Source organism: Paenarthrobacter sp. 4246 (assembly GCF_040546855.1).
Lineage (GTDB): Bacteria > Actinomycetota > Actinomycetes > Actinomycetales > Micrococcaceae > Arthrobacter.
The window spans coordinates 67,957-91,072 of the sequence record NZ_JBEPOP010000002.1; the positions used below are offsets into that span (position 1 = coordinate 67,957).

The 23,116-nt window shown below is 63.8% G+C and carries 15 protein-coding genes and 1 tRNA gene; 2 read left to right on the forward strand and 14 right to left on the reverse strand.

What is annotated here, in order from left to right:
- Window positions 1-48 precede the first annotated feature (48 nt).
- The 9 genes from ABIE35_RS03080 to ABIE35_RS03120 all read right to left on the reverse strand — a co-directional run bounded on the left by ABIE35_RS03080 (window position 49) and on the right by ABIE35_RS03120 (window position 14,235).
- Window positions 49-1,374 carry a cysteine desulfurase gene (locus ABIE35_RS03080; protein ID WP_354512406.1) on the reverse strand — a complete coding sequence of 442 codons (1,326 nt, stop codon included), beginning with the start codon at window positions 1,372-1,374 and terminating at the stop codon, window positions 49-51.
- Between the two features lie 89 nt (window positions 1,375-1,463).
- Window positions 1,464-3,899, reverse strand: coding sequence for an ATP-binding protein (locus tag ABIE35_RS03085; RefSeq protein ID WP_354512407.1), 2,436 nt, complete (start codon window positions 3,897-3,899; stop codon window positions 1,464-1,466).
- 472 nt (window positions 3,900-4,371) lie between these two features.
- On the reverse strand, window positions 4,372-7,041 hold the full coding sequence (locus ABIE35_RS03090) for a helix-turn-helix transcriptional regulator (protein WP_354512408.1): 2,670 nt from the start codon (window positions 7,039-7,041) through the stop codon (window positions 4,372-4,374).
- 32 nt (window positions 7,042-7,073) lie between these two features.
- The gene (locus ABIE35_RS03095; protein WP_354512409.1) at window positions 7,074-9,806 is read right to left on the reverse strand and encodes a helix-turn-helix transcriptional regulator; all 2,733 of its coding nucleotides are present in this window, start codon (window positions 9,804-9,806) and stop codon (window positions 7,074-7,076) included.
- A 141-nt stretch (window positions 9,807-9,947) separates the two neighbouring features.
- Window positions 9,948-10,532, reverse strand: coding sequence for an aminoacyl-tRNA hydrolase (gene pth / locus ABIE35_RS03100; RefSeq protein ID WP_089594208.1), 585 nt, complete (start codon window positions 10,530-10,532; stop codon window positions 9,948-9,950).
- A gap of 149 nt (window positions 10,533-10,681) precedes the next feature.
- Window positions 10,682-11,251, reverse strand: a complete 570-nt coding sequence (locus tag ABIE35_RS03105) for a 50S ribosomal protein L25/general stress protein Ctc (protein WP_354512410.1) — start codon at window positions 11,249-11,251, stop codon at window positions 10,682-10,684.
- 315 nt (window positions 11,252-11,566) lie between these two features.
- Window positions 11,567-12,547, reverse strand: coding sequence for a ribose-phosphate diphosphokinase (locus tag ABIE35_RS03110; protein WP_011774071.1), 981 nt, complete (start codon window positions 12,545-12,547; stop codon window positions 11,567-11,569).
- On the reverse strand, window positions 12,544-14,043 hold the full coding sequence (gene glmU / locus ABIE35_RS03115; protein ID WP_354512411.1) for a bifunctional UDP-N-acetylglucosamine diphosphorylase/glucosamine-1-phosphate N-acetyltransferase GlmU: 1,500 nt from the start codon (window positions 14,041-14,043) through the stop codon (window positions 12,544-12,546). Before glmU ends, ABIE35_RS03110 begins: the two co-directional genes overlap by 4 nt.
- A gap of 120 nt (window positions 14,044-14,163) precedes the next feature.
- Window positions 14,164-14,235, reverse strand: a tRNA-Gln gene (locus tag ABIE35_RS03120).
- Between the two features lie 299 nt (window positions 14,236-14,534).
- Between ABIE35_RS03120 and ABIE35_RS03125 the strand changes: the two genes are divergently transcribed.
- Complete coding sequence (locus ABIE35_RS03125) at window positions 14,535-15,134, forward strand: TetR/AcrR family transcriptional regulator (protein WP_026542776.1); 600 nt, start codon at window positions 14,535-14,537, stop codon at window positions 15,132-15,134.
- 597 nt (window positions 15,135-15,731) lie between these two features.
- Here ABIE35_RS03125 and ABIE35_RS03130 read toward each other — a convergent pair.
- The 5 genes from ABIE35_RS03130 to ABIE35_RS03150 form a co-directional block, all read right to left on the reverse strand.
- Window positions 15,732-17,558, reverse strand: coding sequence for an ABC-F family ATP-binding cassette domain-containing protein (locus ABIE35_RS03130; protein WP_354512412.1), 1,827 nt, complete (start codon window positions 17,556-17,558; stop codon window positions 15,732-15,734).
- Window positions 17,559-17,593: 35 nt separating this feature from the next.
- On the reverse strand, window positions 17,594-18,586 hold the full coding sequence (locus ABIE35_RS03135; RefSeq protein WP_354512413.1) for a 4-(cytidine 5'-diphospho)-2-C-methyl-D-erythritol kinase: 993 nt from the start codon (window positions 18,584-18,586) through the stop codon (window positions 17,594-17,596).
- Window positions 18,583-19,464 carry a 16S rRNA (adenine(1518)-N(6)/adenine(1519)-N(6))-dimethyltransferase RsmA gene (rsmA, locus tag ABIE35_RS03140; protein ID WP_354512414.1) on the reverse strand — a complete coding sequence of 294 codons (882 nt, stop codon included), beginning with the start codon at window positions 19,462-19,464 and terminating at the stop codon, window positions 18,583-18,585. The genes ABIE35_RS03135 and rsmA overlap by 4 nt, the downstream gene beginning before the upstream one ends.
- 26 nt (window positions 19,465-19,490) lie before the next feature.
- Window positions 19,491-20,642 carry a resuscitation-promoting factor gene (locus tag ABIE35_RS03145; protein ID WP_354512415.1) on the reverse strand — a complete coding sequence of 384 codons (1,152 nt, stop codon included), beginning with the start codon at window positions 20,640-20,642 and terminating at the stop codon, window positions 19,491-19,493.
- A gap of 291 nt (window positions 20,643-20,933) precedes the next feature.
- Window positions 20,934-21,821: a TatD family hydrolase gene (locus ABIE35_RS03150; protein WP_354512416.1), complete on the reverse strand. Its 888-nt coding sequence runs from the start codon at window positions 21,819-21,821 to the stop codon at window positions 20,934-20,936.
- Between the two features lie 197 nt (window positions 21,822-22,018).
- On the opposite strand from ABIE35_RS03150, the gene ABIE35_RS03155 reads away from it, so the two are divergent.
- Window positions 22,019-23,107: an AAA family ATPase gene (locus tag ABIE35_RS03155; RefSeq protein WP_354512417.1), complete on the forward strand. Its 1,089-nt coding sequence runs from the start codon at window positions 22,019-22,021 to the stop codon at window positions 23,105-23,107.
- The last annotated feature ends 9 nt before the right edge of the window (window positions 23,108-23,116 follow it).

Below are 23,116 nucleotides of genomic sequence, written 5' to 3' on the forward strand. Positions count from 1 at the left end.
GGAAAATCGTTGGTTTGAGGCTGCCTGGATTTTCAAGGCCGCCGAAGGTCAGGCTTGGAAGTATGCCCGGACCCCGGAAACAGCGTCGAGGAAAGCATCGACGTCGTCCGTGGTGTTGTAAAGGTAGGTGCTTGCCCGGGTAGTGGCAGTCAGGCCCAGGCGGCGGTGCAACGGCTGGGCGCAGTGGTGACCGACACGAACGGCGATGCCGCGATCATCAAGGAACTGCCCGACGTCGTGCGCGTGGACACCGGCGACGTCGAACGCTGCCAGGCCGATTCGTTCGGACCCGGAGGCGGGACCAACCACGCGGATGCCGTCGATGCTCTCGAGCCCTTTGACGAGGCGCTGACCAAGCGTCGTTTCCCACGCATGGATGCGGTCGATGCCGGTTTCGGTGAGGTAGTTCACTGCGGCAGCAAGGGCCACGGCCTGGGAGATCCGCTGGGTACCGGCCTCGAACCGCTGCGGGGCCGGCAAGTACTCGGCCCGTTCCATGGTGACCGTGGTGATCATGGAACCACCGGTGAGGAAGGGTGGCATAACATCCAGGAGTTCCTGCTTGCCGTAAAGCACGCCGACACCTGTGGGAGCCAGCATCTTGTGCCCGGAGAACACGGCGAAGTCGACGTCAAGCTCTTTGACGTCCACGGCCAGGTGCGGCACAGACTGGCAAGCGTCCAGGACCACCAGTGCACCGACCTTGCGGGCAAGTGCCACGAGTTCCGCAACCGGGTTGATAGTACCCAGGACGTTGGAAGCGTGCGTGAAGGCCAGGAGCCTGGTCCGTTCCCCGACGATTCCGGCTGCGGCGTCGAGCATCAACATCCCGTCATCGGTGACGGGGATGTACTTGAGGGTGGCCCCCGTCCGGAAGGCCAGCTCCTGCCACGGGATGAGGTTGGCGTGGTGCTCCATTTCGGTGACCACGATTTCGTCGCCCGGTCCCACGGCCAGGTCCTTCAACCGTGAATCGCCTCGGCCCTGCGCCGCCCACAACCCGGCGTTGGACAGTGCGTAGCTGATGAGGTTGAGTCCCTCGGTGGCGTTGGAGGTCCACACGGTTTCCTCGTACTGCGCGCCGATGAAGTCCGCCACGGTCTGGCGTGCGTCCTCGAAGACCTCCGTGGCTTCCACGGCAAGGTGGTGGGCTCCACGGTGGACGGCCGCATTGCGTTGCTCGTAGTACTCCTGCTCGGCTTCGATGACGCTGAGCGGGTTCTGCGACGTGGCGCCGGAATCCAAATAGATCAAGGGTTTACCGTTGACCAGCTGGTCCAGCACCGGGAAGTCATTCCGGATCCGCAACACCTCCGCATTGTCCATGGCATGCACGGACCGCAGTAGTGAGGCGGGGGTTGATACGGCAGTCAAGGGGCGCTCCTTGGAAATCCTTCAGGGACTCCCCATTATCCCACGATGGCCTCTGCCGTGCGGAGCCGCAGGTGTGCCGTGCAGCACGTTCACCCGCCGGCCCTTCCGGGCACCCAGCCCAGCGGCGGAACAGCCCCGCTATCGAACGCCTTACGCAGCCGTTCAACCAGGACCGACGCGCGCCGGCTTGCCGCACTCCGGGTTCGGGCTTCATACCCGCTGGCCGCACGCGAGTAGCACAGGGACGCATGGGCAAACAGCCTGTCGGCAGACAAGCTCCTTCCCGCAGCTTCCAACGTCTTGGGATCGTTGTCCAACAGTGCCTCTGCAAACGCTCCCAGTGCGGCACCCCCGGCTCCGCGGATTTCCGCCGAAAGTCCTGACAGCCGCCGTTGGACCACAAGATCGTCGACGGCGGCACTGTTCGCGTTGAGCGTCAGGAGGGACACTGCCTCGGCCTCCAACAACGTGCTGCCTTGGTGGTGGAGTTCGTCTGCCAGCATCAACAGATGGTCCGGCTTACCGGCCATCTGGTCCTGCGCCGCCGCCAAATAGACGGAGCTGAGCCGGGGAAGGAGGCCCGCGGGATCCTCGACTTCCTGCAAAGCAGCGAGGCTCTGCCCACAACGCTCCATCGCCTGCACAGTGTTTCCGCACAGCGCCTCGGAGTAGGCCAGCAGGGCAGCAGCGAAAGCCAGTACCGGCGGAAGGCCGGCGTCGGACAGTTCCGCAAGGGCCGGCTCCAAGGTTCGACGCGCGGCCCGGGGAAGCCCCTGGCTGAGTTCGGCGTACCCCCGGGCAACGTCCAAGCACACGGCAAGGTATGTGGGGAGGACAAAGGCAGCAGGATACTCCAGGAGTGAATCCATGTGGCTCCAGGCCAGATTGTTGCGAAGGCATACTATGTGCCGGAGGAGCACCCCAGGCCGGAACATCTCCAGGGCAGGGTCCGCGTCAACGGCCGCCATTGCCGCAGTTGACCGCTCCAACGCTTCCGGGGCGGATCCGGCGAGTAAGAGCCGTTCGGCTTCCCGGACCTTCCACACCACCTGGCCGGAAGCAGTCTCCCCTGAACCGGCGTCCTCCGAAAGGCCGGGCACGGCTTCACCCGGGACAGCCCCCAGGAGTTCCAAAGCCAACAGGCGGCTGCCGGCATCGGCCTTCACTTCCGGCGATCCCCCACCTGCTGCCAACTCCCGCAGTTCCGGGGCCGCTTCGCCCAGCAGGCCTTCAGCAACCAGCGCCCGTACCCGGAGGAGCCTGGCCTCATCCTTTCGGCCCGGTCCGGCCACTGCTGCGGCAGCCCGCATGACGAGTTCTGCTGTTGACGGCCTGTCGGCGGCCGGCGCGGTGGCCAGGAGAAGTTCATCAGAAAGGGTCAGGCCACAGTCAAGGGTCCATGTCATCCACCGCAGCAAGGTGGGAGCTGATTCCTGCGTGAGCGCGGGTTCCTCAACGCCAAGGCGGAGGGCAAGGCTCCTGGGTCGCGGCACCGCCAGCCGGGTACCCTCGCCGCGCAGCCAGGAACTCGTCCTGACCAGCGGCGGCCGCCCGGCCAACAGCCGGATGTGGTGGTTGGCCAGAAGGTGTTCAACAGCGCTCCGGCCAAAATGGTGTTCCACAACGTCCAGCGCCACAGGTTCAGCGAGCGCTATGAGTTCCAGCGCATGCCGTTCCTCTGCGGGGCGGACGGCGTTTTCGGCCTGCACTTGTGCCACCACACCTGGCCAGTCACAGTGGGCGCGGATATCAATGGTCCAGAAGCCGTCCTTCTGCACCAGCAGGCCGGCACTACGTGCATCGTTGATGGCGATCCCCAGCAGCCCTGCATTGAAGCCGCTCATGGCGGCCAAGAGGCTGCTGGCACGGCGTTGGACCCTTCCACCCAGGATGGATTCGGACAGGGCATGCGCCTCGCTGAAGGTAAAGGGCGGAAGAAAGTACTGTTCCAGGAAGCCGTCTTCCCAGAGTTGGTAGAGGTCGGGAGGAAGGGGCCGGCGGCTGTCGGCAGTGGCAACCAAGGTTGCCCCGAAACCGGGTATCAGTTGCAGCAGGACGGCCAAGGAGGCCGGGTCTACGTAGTGGATGTCGTCTACCAACAGCACCAGCGGCGGCCTTGCCGTTTGAGCCCGGCGTTTGTTCCGGCGTCGGCCGGTCTGTGGTGTGTACAAATATTCGGCGGCGCCCAGGGTGCTGGTCAGGGCCCGGAGGACGTGAAGTCCCGGCGGCAGTGTGTCTTCACCGTCGGATTCAGGTGCCGCACCCAAGGCGCCGTAACTGATGGTCCTCAGCTCTGGTTTTCCGGCGAAACTTCTGACGTCCATGGTTTCGGTGAGGCCCTCTTTGACGGAGAGCAACAAGTGGGTCTTTCCGGATCCTCGGTCCCCAACCACCACGATGCCACTGGTGGAGGGCGACGGTACTGCGGAAAGGATGATGTCCAGGAGCCTCGTCCGGTCCGGGAAGGGTGATGGCCTCAGCCCGACTGTGACGGTGTCTTCGTCCAGCCAGGGATCCGGCAGCATGCGCACTCCAATAGCAGCAGTCCCATGGTCCGGGAGGGGTGATTTCCGCGAGGTGCGGGCTACCTGGCCTAGAAGCCGGCGGCGGCTGGGGGGAGAGTCTCGGTCTCAGAAGACTCTGTCGCCGCCGGCTTCGTCCAGGGCCGGAACACCTTTCGGTGTCCGGTGCATCGGCTCAAAGAGACCACCGATGCGGATGATGCGACTTTCGGAATCCCGGTGATGCTTGGGGCTGAACCGTTCTTCCAAGATCAATACTGCCGGGGCGGCGAACGGGGTACACCAGTAGTTGGTACTCGATTAGTCCGGGGCTTTTTCCGGGCCTCTACCTTGTTGTACTCAGTCCCCCGGAGGGGCACTACTTGGTTTGGGCACAACACTCCCACGGGTTACTCCACTGATTGGCCAAAATCCGTGCGGTGGCGGGGGCAAGTGGCGTGGCGGGTGGTTAGTGAGTACTCAAAGAGCACTGCCGTCAATGACGGACAGCAGCCCCCAGGTCTTCACGACGGCGGATGCCCAACTTGGCGTAACTGCGGTAGAGGTGGCCCTCTACCGTGCGCACGGACACCATGAGCTTCTCCGCGATCTGGCGGTCGGTCAGTCCTGAGACTGCCAACGCCACGATGTCCTGTTCACGGCGGGTCAACGGCACTGAGCGGTCCGCTTCGGTGCTGGGGTCATGGACCATGGCATCACCAAGACTGGCTTCGCTGACATCGCGCAGCACCGCTGCCTGCCGGGCTTCCGGTCGCTTTCCTTCGGCGTCGAAGGATAATGCGGCTTTGTCGAACGCCACGGCGGCCGGTCCGGGCATGCCGGCCGCGGCCAGAAGGTTGCCGGCGTTGACGAAGCCTTGGCCGTCAGCGCCCAGATGTGCTTCCGCCAGAGAAAACCATCCTGCGGCCCAGGCACCGGACATGGACGGTGTGATCCCCTTGATGGACTCCATGGCCTGGACATCGCCGAGCTCGGCACGGAGCACCAGATTTTGCAGCAGGACACCAGGCTCCTGATGCAGCCGCACGGATTCCGGTAGCTTCCTGAGCTTCTCCAGCCCTGAGCCTTTGGCTGCCAGCTCCTGGCCGGCCAGGGTAAAAAGTTCCGCGAGGGCCTCCACGTAGGCTCCTCCGGCCTGCTGGCCTGCCTGATCAGCCTGTTCGCCGGCCAGGCGCTCCGCGAGCGCGGTGTCGCCGGACTTGGCCGCGGCGTAGAACGCCAGTGCATTGCCCAGATTCTTCAGCTGTTGGGGGTCCCTGACCCTGAGTGCCTCGACAGCGGGAGTGACCAGCTCCGCGGCCTGCTCCAGGCGGCCTTGACGCAGCAGCGACAACCCCTTGAGGGTCTGGATGTCGCCGCCAAAGACAATGAGTCCCATGGCCGATCTCGCGGAATAGCGTTCCAAGGCTGTCCCGGCGGCGCCCCAGTCCCCAGCGCCCAGGGCGGCGAGAGTGTAGCGCGCCAGCACAAAGTCGCTGAAGTACAGGAGGTCATCAGCCTGCTCATCCAGCAGCACCAACGCTTCACGGCCGGCGTCGAGCGCCTCCACGGCATGGCCCTCTACCGTCAGGAGTTCGCACTGGGTGGCCAGGAGGAATACCCGGTTCATGACAAAATCCGGTTGGTCCGGGCTGAGCGCCGCCCCAAACCGCTCCAGGCCTTCACGGAGTTCTGCGTAGTGGCCATCGTGGGCAAGCGCCGCCAACTCCAGTGCCTTGGCATGCCGTCCCACAAGCCCCACCATGGGGGCTGATTCCGGAAGGCCATTAACGAGGGCTGCCGCCGCGGTCCGGGCGTCGGCCACAATGTCCGCCGATGAGTCTCCCGTGGCCGCCCGCGCAGCGGCCCACAACAGCCCTGCCCCCAAGGGGCCCGACGGATCGGCGTCCAAGTACCCCAGGCCCTCTTCCAACAGTCGCACGGCCTTGCGGAAGTCGCCGTCGTTGTAGCTGACCATGGCCATGACTGCACGGGCGCGGGGGCGCAACGCCTCGGAACGGACCTTGCCCGCTGCCGCCAGCGCCAAGGGGTTCTGGAGCAGTTTCGCAGCCAGGAAGGCTGCCTCCAACAGCTGTTCGTCATCGACGTCGGCACCACAGTCCAGCGCCCAGCTCACCAACCGGAGCAGTCCCTCGGCCGTGGGCGGCTCCGCGAGCAGGTGTTGGACCATGCGCTGGCGGATCTGGAGGCTGCGGGCAGGCGAAACAATCTGGCGTAGCGCCTCGCTGTACATGGGGTGCCACATTTTGAGGGGGCTTCCGGGCCCGTTGGTGGACAGCACCAGCCGGCTGTCCATCAGCGCCCGCACGGTTTCCCTGCCAACTTGTGTATCCAGCACTGCGGCAGGGACGGGTTCGGAGAGGGCGATGACATACATCGCTTCCCTCTCAGCCTCGCTGGTCCGCAGCACGCGGTTCCGCACCACCTCGGCCAAGCCTTCGCCGCTGCCCGAGAGGGCTCGTGTCAGGAACCAGACACCGTTCCGCCGCACCAGGTTTCCGTCCGCCCTTGAGTCATCCAGGAGGCAGCGAAGGAGCAACGGGTTGCCCTCGGACACGGAGTGCAGCACGTCCGCGGCACTGGCCATGAGGGTTCCGTCCAGAGTCTTCTCCGCGAGCTCAGTGACGCCCTCATGGTCCAGGGGATGAAGCTCCAGGCGTTCGGCAAGGCCGTCGTACCACAGCTGAAGCAGCGCGGCGGGCAGACCCGGGCGAGGCCTTCCGGTGGCCACGAGCCTGGCCCACCCCGCCGTCACCAATTCGGCCAGAATCTGGGTGCTGCCTTCGTCAAGGTCGTGGGCATCGTCCACGATAAGCAAAAGCCGTGCGCCTTGGCCTCCACGGCGTTTCTCGAACTGTGCCCAGAACTCCCTCAGGATCGCCACCGGCGAGGTGGCTTGTTCCACAGGCAGGTCCAGCAAATAGGGCGCCAGGACACCGTAGGGCACAGCAGACAACGCGGGGCTTCCGTGGACCCGCATCACCACCATTTCCCCTGCCAGGCGGGTCGCAATTTCGGCGGCCAAGGCCGTTTTTCCGATGCCGGGGTCCGCTACCAGAAGCACAGCCCCCGCGCCTTCCTGGCGCAAGATCTTCATTGCCAGGTCCAGCTCGGCATCCCGGCCTACAAGGTGCTCAGCCCGCATGGGCGCTCCGCACTTCTACGGCGATTCCTGCCTCATAGGAGCCCATTGAGCTCGCCTCGAGACGAAACACCCAACTTTGTGAACACCTGGTACAAGTGGCCTTCGACAGTTCGCACAGACACCCCAATATCCATCGCGATTTCACGGTTGCTGACACCCTTCCCGGCGAGTTTAGCAATTTGGCGTTCACGCTCCGTCAATACCGGCGCGTCGCTGCGCGGTTGTATCGGCAACGCGGACACGGAATGCTCCAGCCGTTCCAGCCTCAGCTGCGCCGTGCGGGCAGCGGTTGTCTCGCCCGCGTCCCGGGCAAAGTCCAATGCCATGGCCACGCACCTGGCCTCGACCACCAGCAGGTCCAGCGCTGCGGCGGCGTCGGCTGCCTCCAGCAGGGACCGGGAACTCCTGTTCAGCGCACCGCGGGCGAGGTTGCCGGAAATCCGGGCCAGTGGCCCCTGGCGGCGCCCGGCAATATCTTCGAGCAGCCGGTACTCTTCGTCGGTGCCTTCAACCGTGGCGCCAAAGAGGCAGATGCCGGCAGTGGTCATGCGCTGTTTCTCGACGTCGTCGCGGACCCGGGCCAGGAGCCGCTGCTTGACGTCCGGATCTCCCATCCATCGCCCGGCCATCTCAGCGCAGAAAGCGGCCACGGATTCGGAGAAATAGGTTCCCTCTCCCCGGCATGTCCTGTACAGGTCCAGGTAACGGCCCGCTTCCACGGAATTGCCCACCTGGGCATAAGCAAAAGCGGTGGCAGCGTAGGCGACCTTGTTCATGTTCATGGCCGGGCGGAGTTCCAGCTGGGCAACCGCGGACCTGAGGGGTTCAATGGCACTGGCAGGTTTGCCGGCGTAGGCGTAAGCGAGGCCGATGCCCAGTTCAGTCAAGGCACCCCGGAACTGAAGCCGTGACGACCGGGACGGTGAGCGACGCATGAGTTCGATGCATTGCCGCCACTGCCCGGACAGCAACATGACCAGGAATGCGTGCTTGGCGAAGGCTTCTTCAAGCTGGGCAGGCCGGTCAGTATCGCCCAAAAGCCGTGAAACGGTGCGCGCGAGTTCCTGCGCCTCAAGCTCGCGGCCAAGAATGCAGCGGGCCTCAACCAGGAAGAACGCTGACCTCAGCCAGTGCTCCCGGTCCACTTCAGGATCCTTGGCCAGTTCCTCTTCCAAATGATCGATGATGGAGGCGTACTCACCCATATAGGTGTTGTACTCGTAACTGCACAGGTGGAGGCGGTTGTAGGCCTTGGCCACTGTCTCAGCCGGGTAGTTGCCCGCCATGGCCCCGAGAGTCTCAAGTCCGTCGGAAATAACCCCCGGCACCATGCCCGCCCGACCATCAATCCACGTCATTGCCTGGCATTTCGCTGCGGTTAATTCCGCGAACTCCACCGGGTCCAGCGCGGCAAGGTGGGACTCGGACACCTCATCCAGAGCCTGGGCGGCGTGCAACGGCAGGTCCAGCATGAGGTACGCCGCAGCTTTCAGGCGCTGCCCGGGGACCCACTCTCGGTCTTTGGGATCCAGGGGCAGCGTGCACTGGATGGCAAAGTTGGGATCGTAGTTGTCCAATGCTGCGCGTCCGGCGGCCAATGCGTGGGCCGGCGAGGGCATTGGCTCGTCCTCGCAAGAGTGCATCCATGCGGCATAGCTCAGGAGATCCCGCGCGGCGAGGCCCTGCAGTTCAGGCTCTTTGGGGCCATGAAGCATCAGCCGCAGTTCGCGTCTGCGGCGGGTGCTCAGCCAGCTGTGGACCACCTCGCCCACGTAGGGATCCCGGAGGGATACCCAGTGGTCATCGCCCCGTTCAACGGTGAGCAGCCCGGAGTCTTCCATCTCTACCAGGACTTCGGTGCCAAAAATGGCTGCCAGGTCCACCAGGGTTGCGCGCTGCGCACAGGCGAGGATTTCGACGACGGTCCTGCTGGCCTGCGTTTCGCGCGCCAGTTTGGAACGGACGAAGTCCTCCACCACCGTTGCGCCCTCCAGTTTGATCCGGTCCCGCAGCGTCCAGACGGAGTCGTTGAGTACCAAGTTGCCGGTTTGCCGCTGTTCTTCCAGGAGGGCATGGAGCAGCATCGGGTTTCCGCCCACGGCCGAGTGCAGTGAACCAACCAGCGTTGACGATACGTAGTGTCCCAGGACCGATCCCAACACCTGTTTGGTCTGTTCTTCGCTCAGGGTGTTGAGATGGACCTCGCCCAGCTCCCCTTCGAGGACCAGGCGGTGGAAATCGGCAGGCAGGTCGCTGGCACGCTGTACGGTGGCAACAACCTTGGCGGTGCCGGTGGCCATGAGGTTAAGCAGCACGCCTGTGCTCATGGGGTCCATGCCGCCGGCGTTGTCCACAATGAGAACGGTATCCCGGCCCGCCGCTTCCTGCCTGATCAGGCTTGTCACTGCATGCAGGATGCCGGTCGGAGAACTGACGGCTTCGGATGGCAGGCGGGCCAGCAGGAAACCCAGGCATCCATACGGTGTTTGGCCGTTGGCAACAGTGTTGCGCAGTTGAAGGCTGTGGACCTTGGGGCCAAGCGAGGAGACCACGGCGCGCGCGAGGCCGGATTTTCCGATGCCCCGTTGGCCGGTGAGGACCACCCCATACGAGTCGGGTGATTCGAGGAACTTTCCCGCCTTCGACAGATCGCGGCTGCGGGCCAGCAGTGACCACGTTTGCCTGTCCGTAGTTCCGCCCACAAGATCGGGAGCCGCAGCCCTTGCTGCGCCTCCCCCGCCCTTGTTTAGCAACTCCGCCGACATTCGCATCCTTCGCTACACATCCGCGACAGTCCCCCACCGCTTACCTGCGTACCATGCACACTACCGCCGGGCGCCGACAGTTTGTAGGCCTTAGGGTCCTCGGGACCGTCAGGCTTTCCTCAGGCTTACCTCAAGATTCGCTCAAGCTTTGGCGGGGTGGTGTTTCTGCTGCGCAGACAACAAGCCCTGGTCCATCAGCAACTGCACGGCATCGGCGGCTTCGTCCAGCAGGAACGGCAGTTCCTTCTTTTCGGCGGTGGCGAAATCCCGGAGGACGTAATCGGCGGTCTCCATCCGGCCCGGAGGCCGTCCCACTCCTACGCGGACGCGCAAATAGTCCTTGGTGGCGAGAGCTTTGGAGATGTCCCGCAGGCCGTTATGTCCGCCTTCGCCTCCGCCTAGTTTTAGCTTGACTGTGTTAAAAGGAATGTCGATTTCGTCGTGGACCGCTATGACATGGTCCGGGGCGATGTCGAAAAAGTTGCACAAGCCCGCAACCGGCCCCCCTGACGTGTTCATGTACGTCATGGGCTTGGCCAAGACCACACGGGGGCCACCGATACCCAGTCGGCCCTCCACTACCTGGGCCCGGGCCTTATGGACCTTGAACTTTCCGCCCATGCGGGAAGCAAGTTCATCCAGCACCATCTGGCCCACGTTGTGCCGATTGTTGCTGTACTCACTGCCGGGGTTGCCGAGGCCGACAATCAGCCAAGTGTCACTCATGGTCTCATCCTAGGAAACGTTTCGATGTATCAGCGGGAACGTGATGTACCGGCGGGACTGTTCTTGAACAGGGCAAGGACAAAAGGAAAGTGGCCGGGACCCGAAGGTACCCGGCCACTCAACGGCTTGCGCCTCAAGCAGTCACAAGACTACTCAGCGGCCGGTGCTTCTTCTTCAGCCTCGGAAGCGGTCTCAGCGATGCGGACCACCAGGGTGTCGCCTTCGGTGAGGAGGGTGGAACCCTTCGGCAGGACGAGGTCGGAAGCGTGGATGCTCTCGCCGGCCTTGAGGCCTTCGATGCTGACCTCGACGGCGGTGGGAACGTGGGTTGCCTCAGCTTCGAGGGAAACCGTGGTGGCTTCGAGGCTGGCGACAGCACCCGGAGCAACTTCACCGGAAACGTGGATCTGGATGTCGACGGTAACCTTCTCGCCGGCCTTCACGGTCTGCAGGTCAACGTGCTCGATGATCTGCTTTACGGGATCGCGCTGGATGTCCTTGACGAGCGTCAGGTGCTGCTCGCCGTCGACGTCGATCGCCAGGAGGGCGTTGGAAACGCGCACTGCCAGCGTGGTGGCGCGGCCCGGCAGGTTGATGTGGATCGGCTCTGCGCCGTGGCCGTAGATGACAGCCGGGATCTGGCCGGCCATGCGTGCACGGCGGGCGAAACCCTTGCCGAATTCGGTGCGCAGTTCTGCGGTGAGCTTCTGCTCAGACATGTGTACTCCTTGATTACTGTGGCGCCCGGAAAATCCGGGCTTGTCTATCAGCAAGGGCGGAGGTCTGGAGACCTTCTACGCCCGGCTGAAATCGGCCGCTGAGCAGCCGTTCCGCCTGTGTTGAAGGAGATGCAGACCCAGTCGATAACGGAGACCCGCAACCCAAGCCCACGCAACGTAGACCGGATGTGCTCTCCCTCGCCAAGGTATCCCCAAGAGTTTAGCAGCGGAACGCGTCCGATATGAAAACGGGCAACAAAACGGGCCACCCGCAAGCCCGTAAGCTGCGGATGGCCCGTTGTGGCACGGAGATTCTTATGCCTTGCCGTCGAAGAGGCTGGTGACCGAACCGTCGTCGAACACTTCACGAATGGCGCGTGCGATCAAGGGTGCGATCGACAACACCGTCAGCGACGGGAACCGCTTCTCGGCCGGGATGGGCAGCGTGTTGGTGACCACGACTTCGCGGGCTCCGGAATCGGCGAGGCGCTGCGCGGCGGGGTCGGAGAAGACGGCGTGGGTGCAGGCGATGATGACGTCCTTGGCACCGGCGTTCTTCAGGACCTGGACAGCACCGGAGATGGTTCCACCAGTGTCGATCATGTCGTCGATCAGGACGCAGGTGCGGCCTTCCACCTGGCCAACGACGGTCTTGGAGACAGCCTGGTTGGGAACCGTGAGGTCGCGGCTCTTGTGCACGAACGCCAGCGGAGCGCCGCCCAGTCGTTCGGCCCACTGCTCGGCAACGCGGACGCGGCCAGTGTCGGGGGAAACAACGGTGATGTTGTCAGCCTCAACCTTGGTGCGGATGTAGTCAGCCAACAGCGGGATGGCCATGAGGTGGTCAACGGGGCCGTCGAAGAAGCCCTGGATCTGCGAAGTGTGCAGGTCCACGGACATGATGCGGTCCGCGCCGGCGGTCTTGTACAGGTCTGCAACCAGGCGGGCAGAGATGGGCTCGCGGCCGCGGCCCTTCTTGTCCTGGCGGGAGTAAGGGTAGAACGGCGAAACAACCGTGATCCTCTTGGCAGAGGCGCGCTTCAGGGAGTCGATCATGATCAACTGCTCCATCAGCCAGTTGTTCAGCGGCGCCGGGTGGGCCTGGATGACGAAGGCATCGGTGCCTCGCACGCTCTCGGCCGAACGGACGTAGATTTCCCCATTGGCGAAGTCGTAGGCGTCGATGGGCAGGAGCTCAGTCTCCAGCTCCTTCGCGATTTCCTGCGCCAGCTCCGGATGTGCCCTTCCGGCGGCGAGAATTAACTTCTTCTCTCCGTGTGCGGTAATTTCGCTCATGCCTGTTTGCCTTCTTCTATGGTTGCCGGGGATTGTGAGGATGTGGAGGCGGACGCCGGTTCCTGGGCGGCTTCGGCCAAAGTGGCGGAAGAAGTGCCCGGACGGTTGGCAATGACCCAACCTTCGGCGTTCCGCTGTGCGGCCAGGCTGAGTGCGAGGGCGCCTGCGGGAACATCCTTGCGGATGACAGCCCCAGCGCCACTGTAGGCACCGTCGCCTACCGTGACGGGAGCAACGAAGACCGTGTTGGAGCCGGTGCGGACACCCGAGCCGATTACCGTGCGGTGCTTCTTCTCGCCGTCGTAGTTGGCCGTGATGTTGCCGCAGCCGATGTTGGTGTCCTCACCGATTTCCGCGTCGCCGGCGTAGCCCAAGTGGGACAGCTTCGAACCGCGGCCGATGGTCACGTTCTTGGTTTCGTAGAACGCGCCGATCTTGCCGGTCTCGCCCAGCACCGTGCCCGGGCGGAGGTACGTGAACGGTCCAACGCTCGCCTTGGCACCAATGGTGGAACCGGAGCCATGCGTGCGGATCACCTTCGCGCCCTCGCCCACGTTGACATCGGTCAAGGTGGTGTCGGGACCCACGACGGCGTCGCGCGCCACGCTGGTGGAACCGTGCAGTTGGGTGTTGGGCAACAGACGGACGTCTTCGTCGAGGGTCACCGTCGAATCGATCCAGGTGGTGGCCGGGTCAACCACGGTCACGCCGGCACGCATCCAGGATTCGATGATGCGGCGGTTGTGCTCGGCGCCAAGGGCCGAAAGCTGGATGCGGTCGTTGGCGCCCTCAACCTGCCAGCGGTCTTCGGTCACAACGGCGGCAACCCGGCCACCGGCGTCGCGCGCCAACCCCAGGACGTCAGTCAGGTACATCTCGCCTTGCGCGTTGTCCGTGGTCACCTTCGCCAGTGCGGTGCGCAGCACGGCGGCATCGAAGGCGTAGATACCGGAGTTGACCTCGCGGATGCTGCGCTCGGACTCGCTCGCATCTTTGTGTTCACGGATGCCGGTGACAGTTCCGTCTTCGGCGCGGAGGATCCGGCCATAGCCAGTGGCGTCGTCCAGGACCGCGGTCAGTACCGTGACAGCGTTGCCCTCGGCCTCGTGGGTGGTCACGAGTTCCCCGAGCAGCTCGCCCGTCAGGAGCGGAACATCGCCGTACGTCACTACCACGGTGCCGGTAAGTTCGGCTTCGGCGTCGAGGGCCTTGAGGGCCACCTCCACTGCCCGACCCGTACCGGGGACATCGTCCTGGTCAACTATCAGCGCTTCGGGATCCAGCCCGGTGACGTGCTCGGCCACGCGGTCGCGCTCGTGCCGGACAACAAGCGCCAGCTTCAGCGGAGTGATGGAACGGGCTGCCAGGAGAGCGTGGCCCACCATGGAGCGTCCGCCAATTTCGTGGAGAATCTTGGGGGTCCGGGACTTCATGCGCGTTCCAGCGCCTGCGGCCAAAACTATGACCGCTGCGGGACCGGTGGATTCGGGGCTCACGTACTGGCTCTCCTTGCTCGGTATGTCCCGGGTAACCCGGCTTCGGAATGCTGCCATCCCAATGGACCCAGGCACCGTTCGAGCCGTTCCAGGTACAGAGAGGAGCGCATTTTCCGACCGTTCCGCCCATAGGATTCGAACCTATACTCCACGGCTCCAAAGGCCGGGGTGCTGCCATTACACCAGAGCGGACCGTGCATGATTCACACCATCAAGCAGCAGGGCCTGACGGTTTCCCGGGCTACCGGGATGCACACACAAGAATCTAGTTTGCCATGACCTTTGCATGCTTCGCGACTTGACCGCCCGCCACGCCTGCCCCGGCGCACCCCGGGATGCCTCCTGCACCCCTTTCAGACCCGCCGGGCCGGGCCTGTAACCGGCCGGTAAGGCATGATGGTCACGTGAGCAAGCGCACTGAACTCCCCCGGTCCGAGGACACTGCTGGGCCCCTGGAGCAGGTTTCCACCGGCCCTGCAGTCCGCATCAGGATGACCGGTCAGCAGCGCAAATCCCAGCTCATCGGCATTGGCCGCGCGCTCTTCGCTGCCCGCGGCCTGGACGGTACCACCATCGAGGAAATCGCCGCCAGCGCGGGAGTTTCCAAGCCTGTCATCTACGAGCACTTCGGCTCCAAGGAAGGCCTGTACCGGCAGGTCGTGGAGACCGAATTCAGGATCCTGCTGGACTCCATCACCGAGGCCCTCAGCACCGAAGCCAAACCCCGGGTACTGGTGGAACGCGCAGCGCTGGCCCTCCTTGGCTACATCGAAGACCGCACCGACGGATTCCGGATCCTCATGCGGGACGCCCCGCCATCGCAGCCCGAAGGCGCCTTCTCCACACTGCTCTCCCACGTCACCGCCCGGGTGGAGCACCTGCTGTCCGACGAATTCGCCCGCCGCGGGTTCAGCGCCGCAGACGGTGCCATGTATGCGCAGATGCTGGTAGGGATGGTGGCGATGACCGGCCAGTGGTGGCTCGACAGCCGGACACCGGACAAGCGCGCCGTCGCCGCCCACCTGGTGAACCTTGCATGGAACGGCCTCACCGGCTTGCAGAAGGAGCCCGGACTGCGTTCCGAGGCTTAGGTCCCCTTCCGTAGTCACCTCCGCGGCGCCAGCGCCGCTCATCGGCACGCTCTCTCACATCCCACGCCCTTGAGCCCACCCCTCTCTCACATCCCACGCCCTTGAGCCCACCTGCGGAGGCGGGGCGCTTGGCTTCTACGCGAAGATCTTCGGGGTGAGGTTTTCCTGCACAGTTTGAGGAGTTCAGCCGCACGGGCGGCCCTTAGGATGCCAGCGCCCATGGGCTCCTGAGTGGTGCGGTCTCGTTGCTGGGATCTGACGCTGCCAACGGTGAAACGACGGTCAATTCGTGGGCCGCCACGGCCTCCAATGGCTCATAGGCTACGAAGGGACGCAATGGCATCCATCCCAAACCCGAGGGATATGAGAGAGCATCCACCCCAAACCCGAGGGATATGAAAGAGCATCCACCCCAAACCCGAGGGATATGAAAGAGCATCCACCCCAAACCCGAGGGATATGAAAGAGCATCCATCCCAAACCCGAGGGATATGAGAGAGCATCGGTAATCCGCGGTCAGCGGGTCATCGGCGACCCGCTGTGCCGCGTCGCGAGGAACGAGCCAGCACGCACTCGATGGTGCGGCTGACCCACTATCTACTCGCCGAGGATCTCAGCAGCCTCCAACCACTCCAGCTCCAGCCCTTCCTTTTCCTCGAGCAACTCCTGCAGCTTGGCGTTGAGTTCCCCCAGGGCGTCGAAGTCGCCGGATTCGGACTTCGCTGCCATTTGGGTGTGGAGCTTGTCTTCCTGCTGCGAGATCTTGCCGAGTTGGCGGTCGATCCTGTTGAGGTCCTTGCGGGCCTCTCGCTTTTCGGCTTCGCTGGCACCGGATGGAGCAGCAGCGGAAGAAGAACTGGCAGAAGTCGGCGCGCCCGAGCCCCCACCAACAGCGCCGGACGCAAGGGCGGCTTCACGCAGCTCAAGGTATTGGTCGACGCCGCCGGGCAGGCCGCGGAGTTTGCCGTCGCCGAGCAACGCCATCTGGTTGTCGGTGACGCGTTCCAGCAGGTAACGGTCGTGGCTGACAACCACCAAGGTCCCGGGCCAGCCGTCCAGGACGTCTTCGACGGCGGCCAGGGTATCGGTGTCGAGGTCGTTGGTGGGTTCGTCGAGCATGAGGACATTGGGTTCCCCTACCAGGAGGCGCAGGAGCTGGAGCCTGCGGCGCTCACCACCTGAGAGGTCGCTGACGGGTGTCCACTGCTTTTCCTTGGTGAACCCCAGTTGTTCCACGAGCTGGCCGGCGGTGAATTCCTTGCCGCCCACACTGAAGGACCGCTTTTCGCGTTCGATGACTTCAATGACCCGCAGGTCGGAGACGTCGTCGAGCTCTTTGACATCCTGCGTCAGCACCGCGGTAACCACGGTCTTGCCGCGCTTGACCTTGCCGGAGGTCGGCTGAATCTCACCGTTCAGCAGTTTCAGCAGGGTGGACTTCCCCGCACCGTTGACACCCACCAAACCCAGGCGTTCGCCCGGTGCGAGCCGCAGCGTGATGTTGTCAAAGAGCTTTTGACCGCTCTCGCCGCCCAAAAAGTCCAGGGTGATGTTCTCGAGGTCCAGTACGTCCTTACCGAGACGTGCAGTGGCCATTTTGCTGAGCGCCACCGAGTCACGGGGATCGGGCACGTCGGCAATGAGGTCGTTGGCAGCCTCGATGCGGAATTTGGGCTTGGCGGTACGGGCAGGTGCACCGCGCCTGAGCCAGGCGAGTTCCTTCTTGACGAGCTGCTGGCGTTTACCTTCGACGACGGAGGCCATGCGGTCACGCTCGGCGCGGGCCAGAACGTAGGCGGCGTATCCGCCGTCGAACATGTCCACCATGGCGTCGTGGACTTCCCAGGTGTAATTGCAGACTTCGTCGAGGAACCAGCGATCGTGGGTGACCACCAGGAAGGCGCCTTGGTTGGCGCGCCAGCGCGTCTTCAGGTGCCGGGCCAGCCAGGCGACGCCTTCGACGTCCAGGTGGTTGGTGGGTTCGTCCAGCATGATGACGTCGTGGTCTTCGATGAGGAGCTTGGCCAGCGCAACGCGGCGCTTTTGGCCACCGGAAAGGGCGTGGACGTTGGCGTGCCAGTCGACGTCGCCCACCAGTCCGCCCATGACTTCGCGGATCTTGGCGTTTGCAGCCCATTCGTGGTCCGCGCGGTCGCCGACGATCGCGGCGCCGACTGTCAGGTCGCCGTCGAGCACATCGCCTTGGTCCAGATAGCCCACGTTGACATCGCCCCGTTTGGTGACCCGTCCGGAGTCCGGCGTCGAGCGCAGGGCGAGCAGGCGCATGAGGGTAGATTTGCCGTCGCCGTTACGCCCCACCATGCCGATGCGGTCGCCATCCTCCAAACCGAGGGTGACGCCGTCGAGGACAGTGCGGGTCGCGAACGAAACGGTGAGGTTTTCGCCGCCAAGCAGGTGGGCCAATGGGTACTACTTTCTACTGCTGGAATGCGGAGGTACTAAAGGAGGGTATCGGAGATGATCCGGGCGCCGGGCACCGGGCCGTGCACCGCCAAGGCAGTGTGGCCGCGGTGGGTCAACTCGTCGGCGAGGACACTGGCTGAAACGGAGTCGCGTGCAAGCAGCGCGATAGTGGGGCCGGAGCCAGAGACCATTCCGGCCAAGGCACCCCGCGCTTCGCCCAGTCCGATGGTGTCGCGAAGTTGAGGCGCAAGCGTAATGGAAGCCCTCTGGAGGTCGTTGATCAGCACCCGGCTGAGGGTCTCAGGGTCTCCATGACGGAGCGCTTGGAGGATGGTGGGGTCCACTGCCACGGGTTCCGGAATATCCATGCCCTCGGAATCCCGGAGTCCGTCAAGGGTCCGGAACACGTCAGGTGTCGAGAGCCCGTAATCTGCAAAAACCAGCACCCAGTCCATCTGGGCTTTGGCCAGGGCCGGGGAGAGTTTGTCGCCCACGCCCAGCCCGACGGCGGTGCCTCCCAGGAGCGAGAACGGCACGTCTGCGCCCAACTCGGCCGCCAGATGCGCCAGTTCCTCGCGGGACAGTCCGCTGTTCCACAGGGCATCGCAGGCCAGCAGGGTTGCCGCGGCATCCGCTGAACCGCCGCCCATGCCACCGGCCACAGGCACGCGCTTGGTGATTTCAAGGTGGACACCGGTGGGCTTCTCGGACATTTCGGCCATGATGGCCGCGGCCTTGTAGGCAAGGTTCCGTTCATCCAGCGGAATGTCCACGCCGTCGAGGTCGAGGGTGCTGTCAGGGCTGATGCTGACGGTGATTCCCTGGGCCTCGGTGCTGGTTGCCGCCACTTCCTCGTAGAGGGAAACGGCAAGGTAGACGCTGGCCACCGAATGGTAGCCATCAGGCCGCAGCGGTCCGACGCTCAGGGAGACGTTGACCTTCCCGGGCGCTTTGACGCGTACTGTCCGGGCATGGAAGCGGTCCCCCGCGAACGGCAGGCTGCTGGGTTTGCGGGTGCCCGGGTTCATGCGTCCACGGGGTGGCGGGCTTCGGCGATCTTGACGTAGGCGGAGATATCCAGGACTTCGCCGCGCGCGGTGGGGTCCACGCCGGCCGCAACCAGGCATCGTTCTGCCTCAGCGGCGCTCCCGGCCCAGCCGGCCAGCGCAGCCCGGAGGGTCTTCCGGCGTTGGGCAAACGCAGCATCGATAACGGCAAAAACCTGCTCGCGGGTGGCATGCGTCCGGGGCGGGTCGTGGCGTGTGAAAGCCACGAGTCCCGAATGGATCTTGGGTGCGGGCCAGAACACGTTCATGCCGATGACACCGGCCTTGCGCATGTGCCCGTACCAAGCGGCCTTCACAGATGGAACACCGTAAATCTTGGACCCGGGAGTCGCGGCAAGCCGGTCAGCTACCTCATCCTGGACCATGACCAGGCCGTGCTGCAGGCTCGGGAAGTGCTGCAGGAGGTGAAGGACCACGGGGACAGCAACGTTGTATGGCAGGTTTGCCACCAGCGCCGTGGGAGGTACGGGCAGTTCGGTGACCTTCATGGCGTCTGAGAGCACCAGGTGGAAGTTGTCTTCCGCTCCGGGCCGCCAAGCGCGCACAGTCGCCGGCAGTTTCTCCGCCAACACGGGGTCGATCTCCACCGCCACAACAGTCTTGGCTGCGTCCAGCAGGCCGAGGGTCAGCGAACCAAGTCCCGGGCCGACTTCCAGCACGGTTTCGTCGGAGCCGATGTTTGCGGCGGCCACAATCCTGCGGATGGTGTTGCCGTCAATTACAAAGTTCTGCCCCAAGGTTTTCGTTGGGCGTACACCGATTTCCTCGGCAAGCCGTCGGATGTCTGTGGCGCCCAGCAAAGGCGCGACGGCGGCGGGTTCGGAATTCGGTTCAGTCACCTAGGTATCGTATCGCCTGTGGAGGGTCAGGCTGCGTGCGCGCAGCCCCAGTCGCGGAGGCCGTTCTTGGCGTAGAGGCGGTTGGCGATATCAATCTGCTGGGCCTTGGTGGCCAGGCTGGCGTTGGGAGCGTAAGCTCCGCCACCATTGGCAAGCCACGTCGGGCTGGAGAACTGAAGGCCGCCGTAGTAGCCGTTGCCGGTGTTGATGGACCAGTTTCCACCGGACTCGCACTGGGCAATCCTGTCCCACATGCCTTCGTTCGGGGCACCCGTGGGGCCGCTGGAGGTTGCTGCTGCCTTGGCCGGAGCAGCAACGGGGCGGGCTTTGGTGCCAACGCTGACCTTTTCAGTGACCGGCTTGGTGGTGACATTGCTTGAGACGAGGGCCCGCGATGCTTCACGTCCGTCAACCATGACCAGCTTGAACGTCTTGACCAGCGAACCGGCTACGCCTTCCTGGGTAACCTTCTCTTCGCCCTTGAACAGCTCGGCGGTTTCGGTCTTCACGCTTTCGAAGGGCACTTCCTCGGTGGCTTCGGCTGTCTTGCTGGTGTCCACGCGGGAGACCTTGATCACCATGTCCTGAACAATGGGCGCGTTGCCAGGCTGGGAGATGCGGTCGTTGGCGCCGACGGTGATGCCGGTGTCCTTGAGCACGGTGGCGACGTCGGCCGCCGTCGTGGTGGTGCTGGTGTCCTTGCCGTCGGCAACAACGCTGATGGTCTTGGGAGTTGAAATGGAGACAAAGGAGCCGGTGACTTCCAGCGATGCTTCCTTCGGCTGGGAGATCTCGGAGGAGCTTGCCACTCCAAGTTCGCTGACCAGCGCGGCGACATCCGGGGCATTCGTGTTCACGGTCTTGCGCGCGCCGTCCAATTCAATGGACACGGCCTTAGCGAGATTGATGTTGACCACGGAGCCGTTATCCACCCGGGCATCGAGGGCGGGCGAGACCCTGTCAGCGTCCTTCAGCTCAACCTTGGCCGCCTTGACCACTTGGTCAACTGTGCCGCCAAAGGTCTGGATGGAACTCACCTTGCCGTCCACGTTGAGGGTGACAGTCTTGTTGTTGCCCACAAAGGCGACGACTCCGACCACCAGCGCTGCAACAACCAGCAACTGGGCACCGACTTTGAGGAAGCTGAACTTGCCATCCGTTGTGAAGAACTTGATCACGATTGCCCATAACTCTCAGACCATCCGGGCACGGGGAAAAGCACAGAAATAATGCCAGCGGCAAAACGGAGGGGCCAGGCACAAAGCCTGGTCCCACACTTGCTGCCGGCATCTGCGCCGCCAATTACATTCAACTGATGAAGGCCGGATTCAACCGGCCCAGCTGTCCGAAGGCCTTCCCCGACCCCGGCTACTTGTTTAACACAGTAACCGATCTGTTATAAACCAACCAAGACTTCTGCATACCGGGTATTCATCACGGGCACGGGGAAGGTGCCCCGAAGGGACGTCTCAGGCCCAGGAGCCGTAGGCTTGGAGCGTATTTTCCGCCAAACGCGAACAGAGCTCGGAGAGGTCGTCTCCAGTCACTTCCGCCATGGACCGGACAGTGTAAGGAACCATGTAGCTCGCGTTCGGCCGCCCACGGTAAGGGTGGGGGGTCAAGAACGGCGAATCGGTTTCCACCAGGATCCGCTGTGGCTCGGCAATGGCCAGTGCTGCGCGAAGGTTCCCGGCATTCTTGAACGTCATGGTGCCCGCAAACGACATGTACCACCCATTCTGGTTGCAGATCCGGGCCAATTCTTCGTCTCCGGAGAAACAGTGGAACACCACCCGTTCGGGGGCTCCTTCCTCCATCAACACCTGCACCACGTCGTCGTGGGCGTCGCGGTCATGGATCTGCAAAGTCAGCCCCAACCGCTTGGCGATGTCGATGTGGCGCCGGAACGAGTACCGCTGGGCCACCAGCCCTTCCCCGTGGGTCCGGAAGAAATCCAGCCCCGTTTCACCGATGGCGCGGATCCGCGGGTGGGCTGCCAGCTCTTCGATCTCGGCGAGCGCTGACTCCAGTTCACCGCGCCCGGCGTACACCGGGGCATCGTTGGGGTGGATTGCTACGGCTCCGAGCAGGCGCGGATCAGCGTCCACTGCCTGCACGGTGAAACGGGACGACTCCAGGTCGCAGCCCACCTGGACCGCTCCGTGCACACCTACGGCCTCAGCCGAGTCCATCGCATCGCGGACCGAGACCGCGATCAGTCCGTGCCGGAAATCCAGGTGCGTGTGGTTGTCCATGACGGGAACAGGGAGGGGTTCCGGTGCCGGCGGGTACTCCTTGCGGGAATCTGCATCCTCGGATGACGCGCGGTACGCAACAGGGGCGAGCGAATTACACATGCTTCCACCTTAATCGGACCACGGTCCCCCTGAGGCAGCGGCCGGGTGGGCAGAGATAAATTCCACTCGGCACATAAATTCCTGAGCACTATGTCAGCCGCGGCCAATGTCTGGGTAGTCTGGAACGGACAGACGGTCAGGAACAGCAACACATCATCAAGATTGCTGGTGCAGTGGCCACGGCTGAAGGGCAACCCATGGAGTCCAAGCGTCAAGTATCCGTTGAACCCAGCCCGCTCCAGGGCGAGGCTTACAGTACGCTGCCGCGGGATGGTGCAGCACTCAATGGACACAGGCCTCAGGTCATGGACGCGGAGCGGTTCCACGATGCCAGCGAACGTATCCTGGGGTCCATCAACAAGGTCATTGACGGCAAGGCCGACGCCGCGAAACTCGCGTTGACGGTTCTGCTGGCCCAAGGCCACCTCCTGCTGGAAGATGTTCCCGGCGTCGGCAAGACCCTGCTGGCCAAGACACTGGCGCGGACCGTGGACTGTACCGTCTCCCGCATCCAGTTCACGCCGGATCTCCTGCCGTCGGATGTCACCGGCGTCTCCATCTACAACCAGTCGTCCCGGCAATTTGAGTTCCGGCCGGGCGCAGTCTTCGCGAACATTGTGATCGGCGACGAAATCAACCGGGCTTCGGCCAAAACCCAGTCCGCGCTTCTTGAGTGCATGGAAGAGCACCAAGTCACCGTTGATGGGCATTCCTATCAACTGGGACTGCCCTTCATGGTGGTCGCCACCCAGAACCCCATCGAGATGGAGGGCACCTACCCGTTGCCCGAAGCCCAGCGGGACCGTTTCATGGCCAGGATTTCCATGGGCTATCCGGACAAGGAAGCCGAGATCGAAATGCTGGAGACGCATCAGGCCTCCTCTCCCCTGGCCAAGGTGACCCCAGTGGTCACTGCCGCCGACGTCGCGGCCATGATCGCTGCCGTCCAGCAGGTGTATGTGTCCACGGCCATCAAGGAGTACACCGTGGCTATAGGGCGGGCTACCCGCGACAGCGCACGTCTCCGCCTAGGTGCCAGCCCGCGGTCCTTGCTGCAGCTGTTGCGTGCAGCCAAGGCAACCGCCGCGTTGGACGGCCGGGACTTTGTTCTCCCGGATGACGTAGTGGACGTGGCCGAATCGGTGCTCGCCCACCGGATCATCCTGGACCGGAAAGCGGCAAGCTCAGGTGATACGCCGCAGAGCATCCTCCGGGGCATCCTGGCCGCCCTGCCGGTTGCCCAGGAACCGCCCAACGCGTGGCGCAGGGACAGGCACACCGCCTAGGAGGCAGAA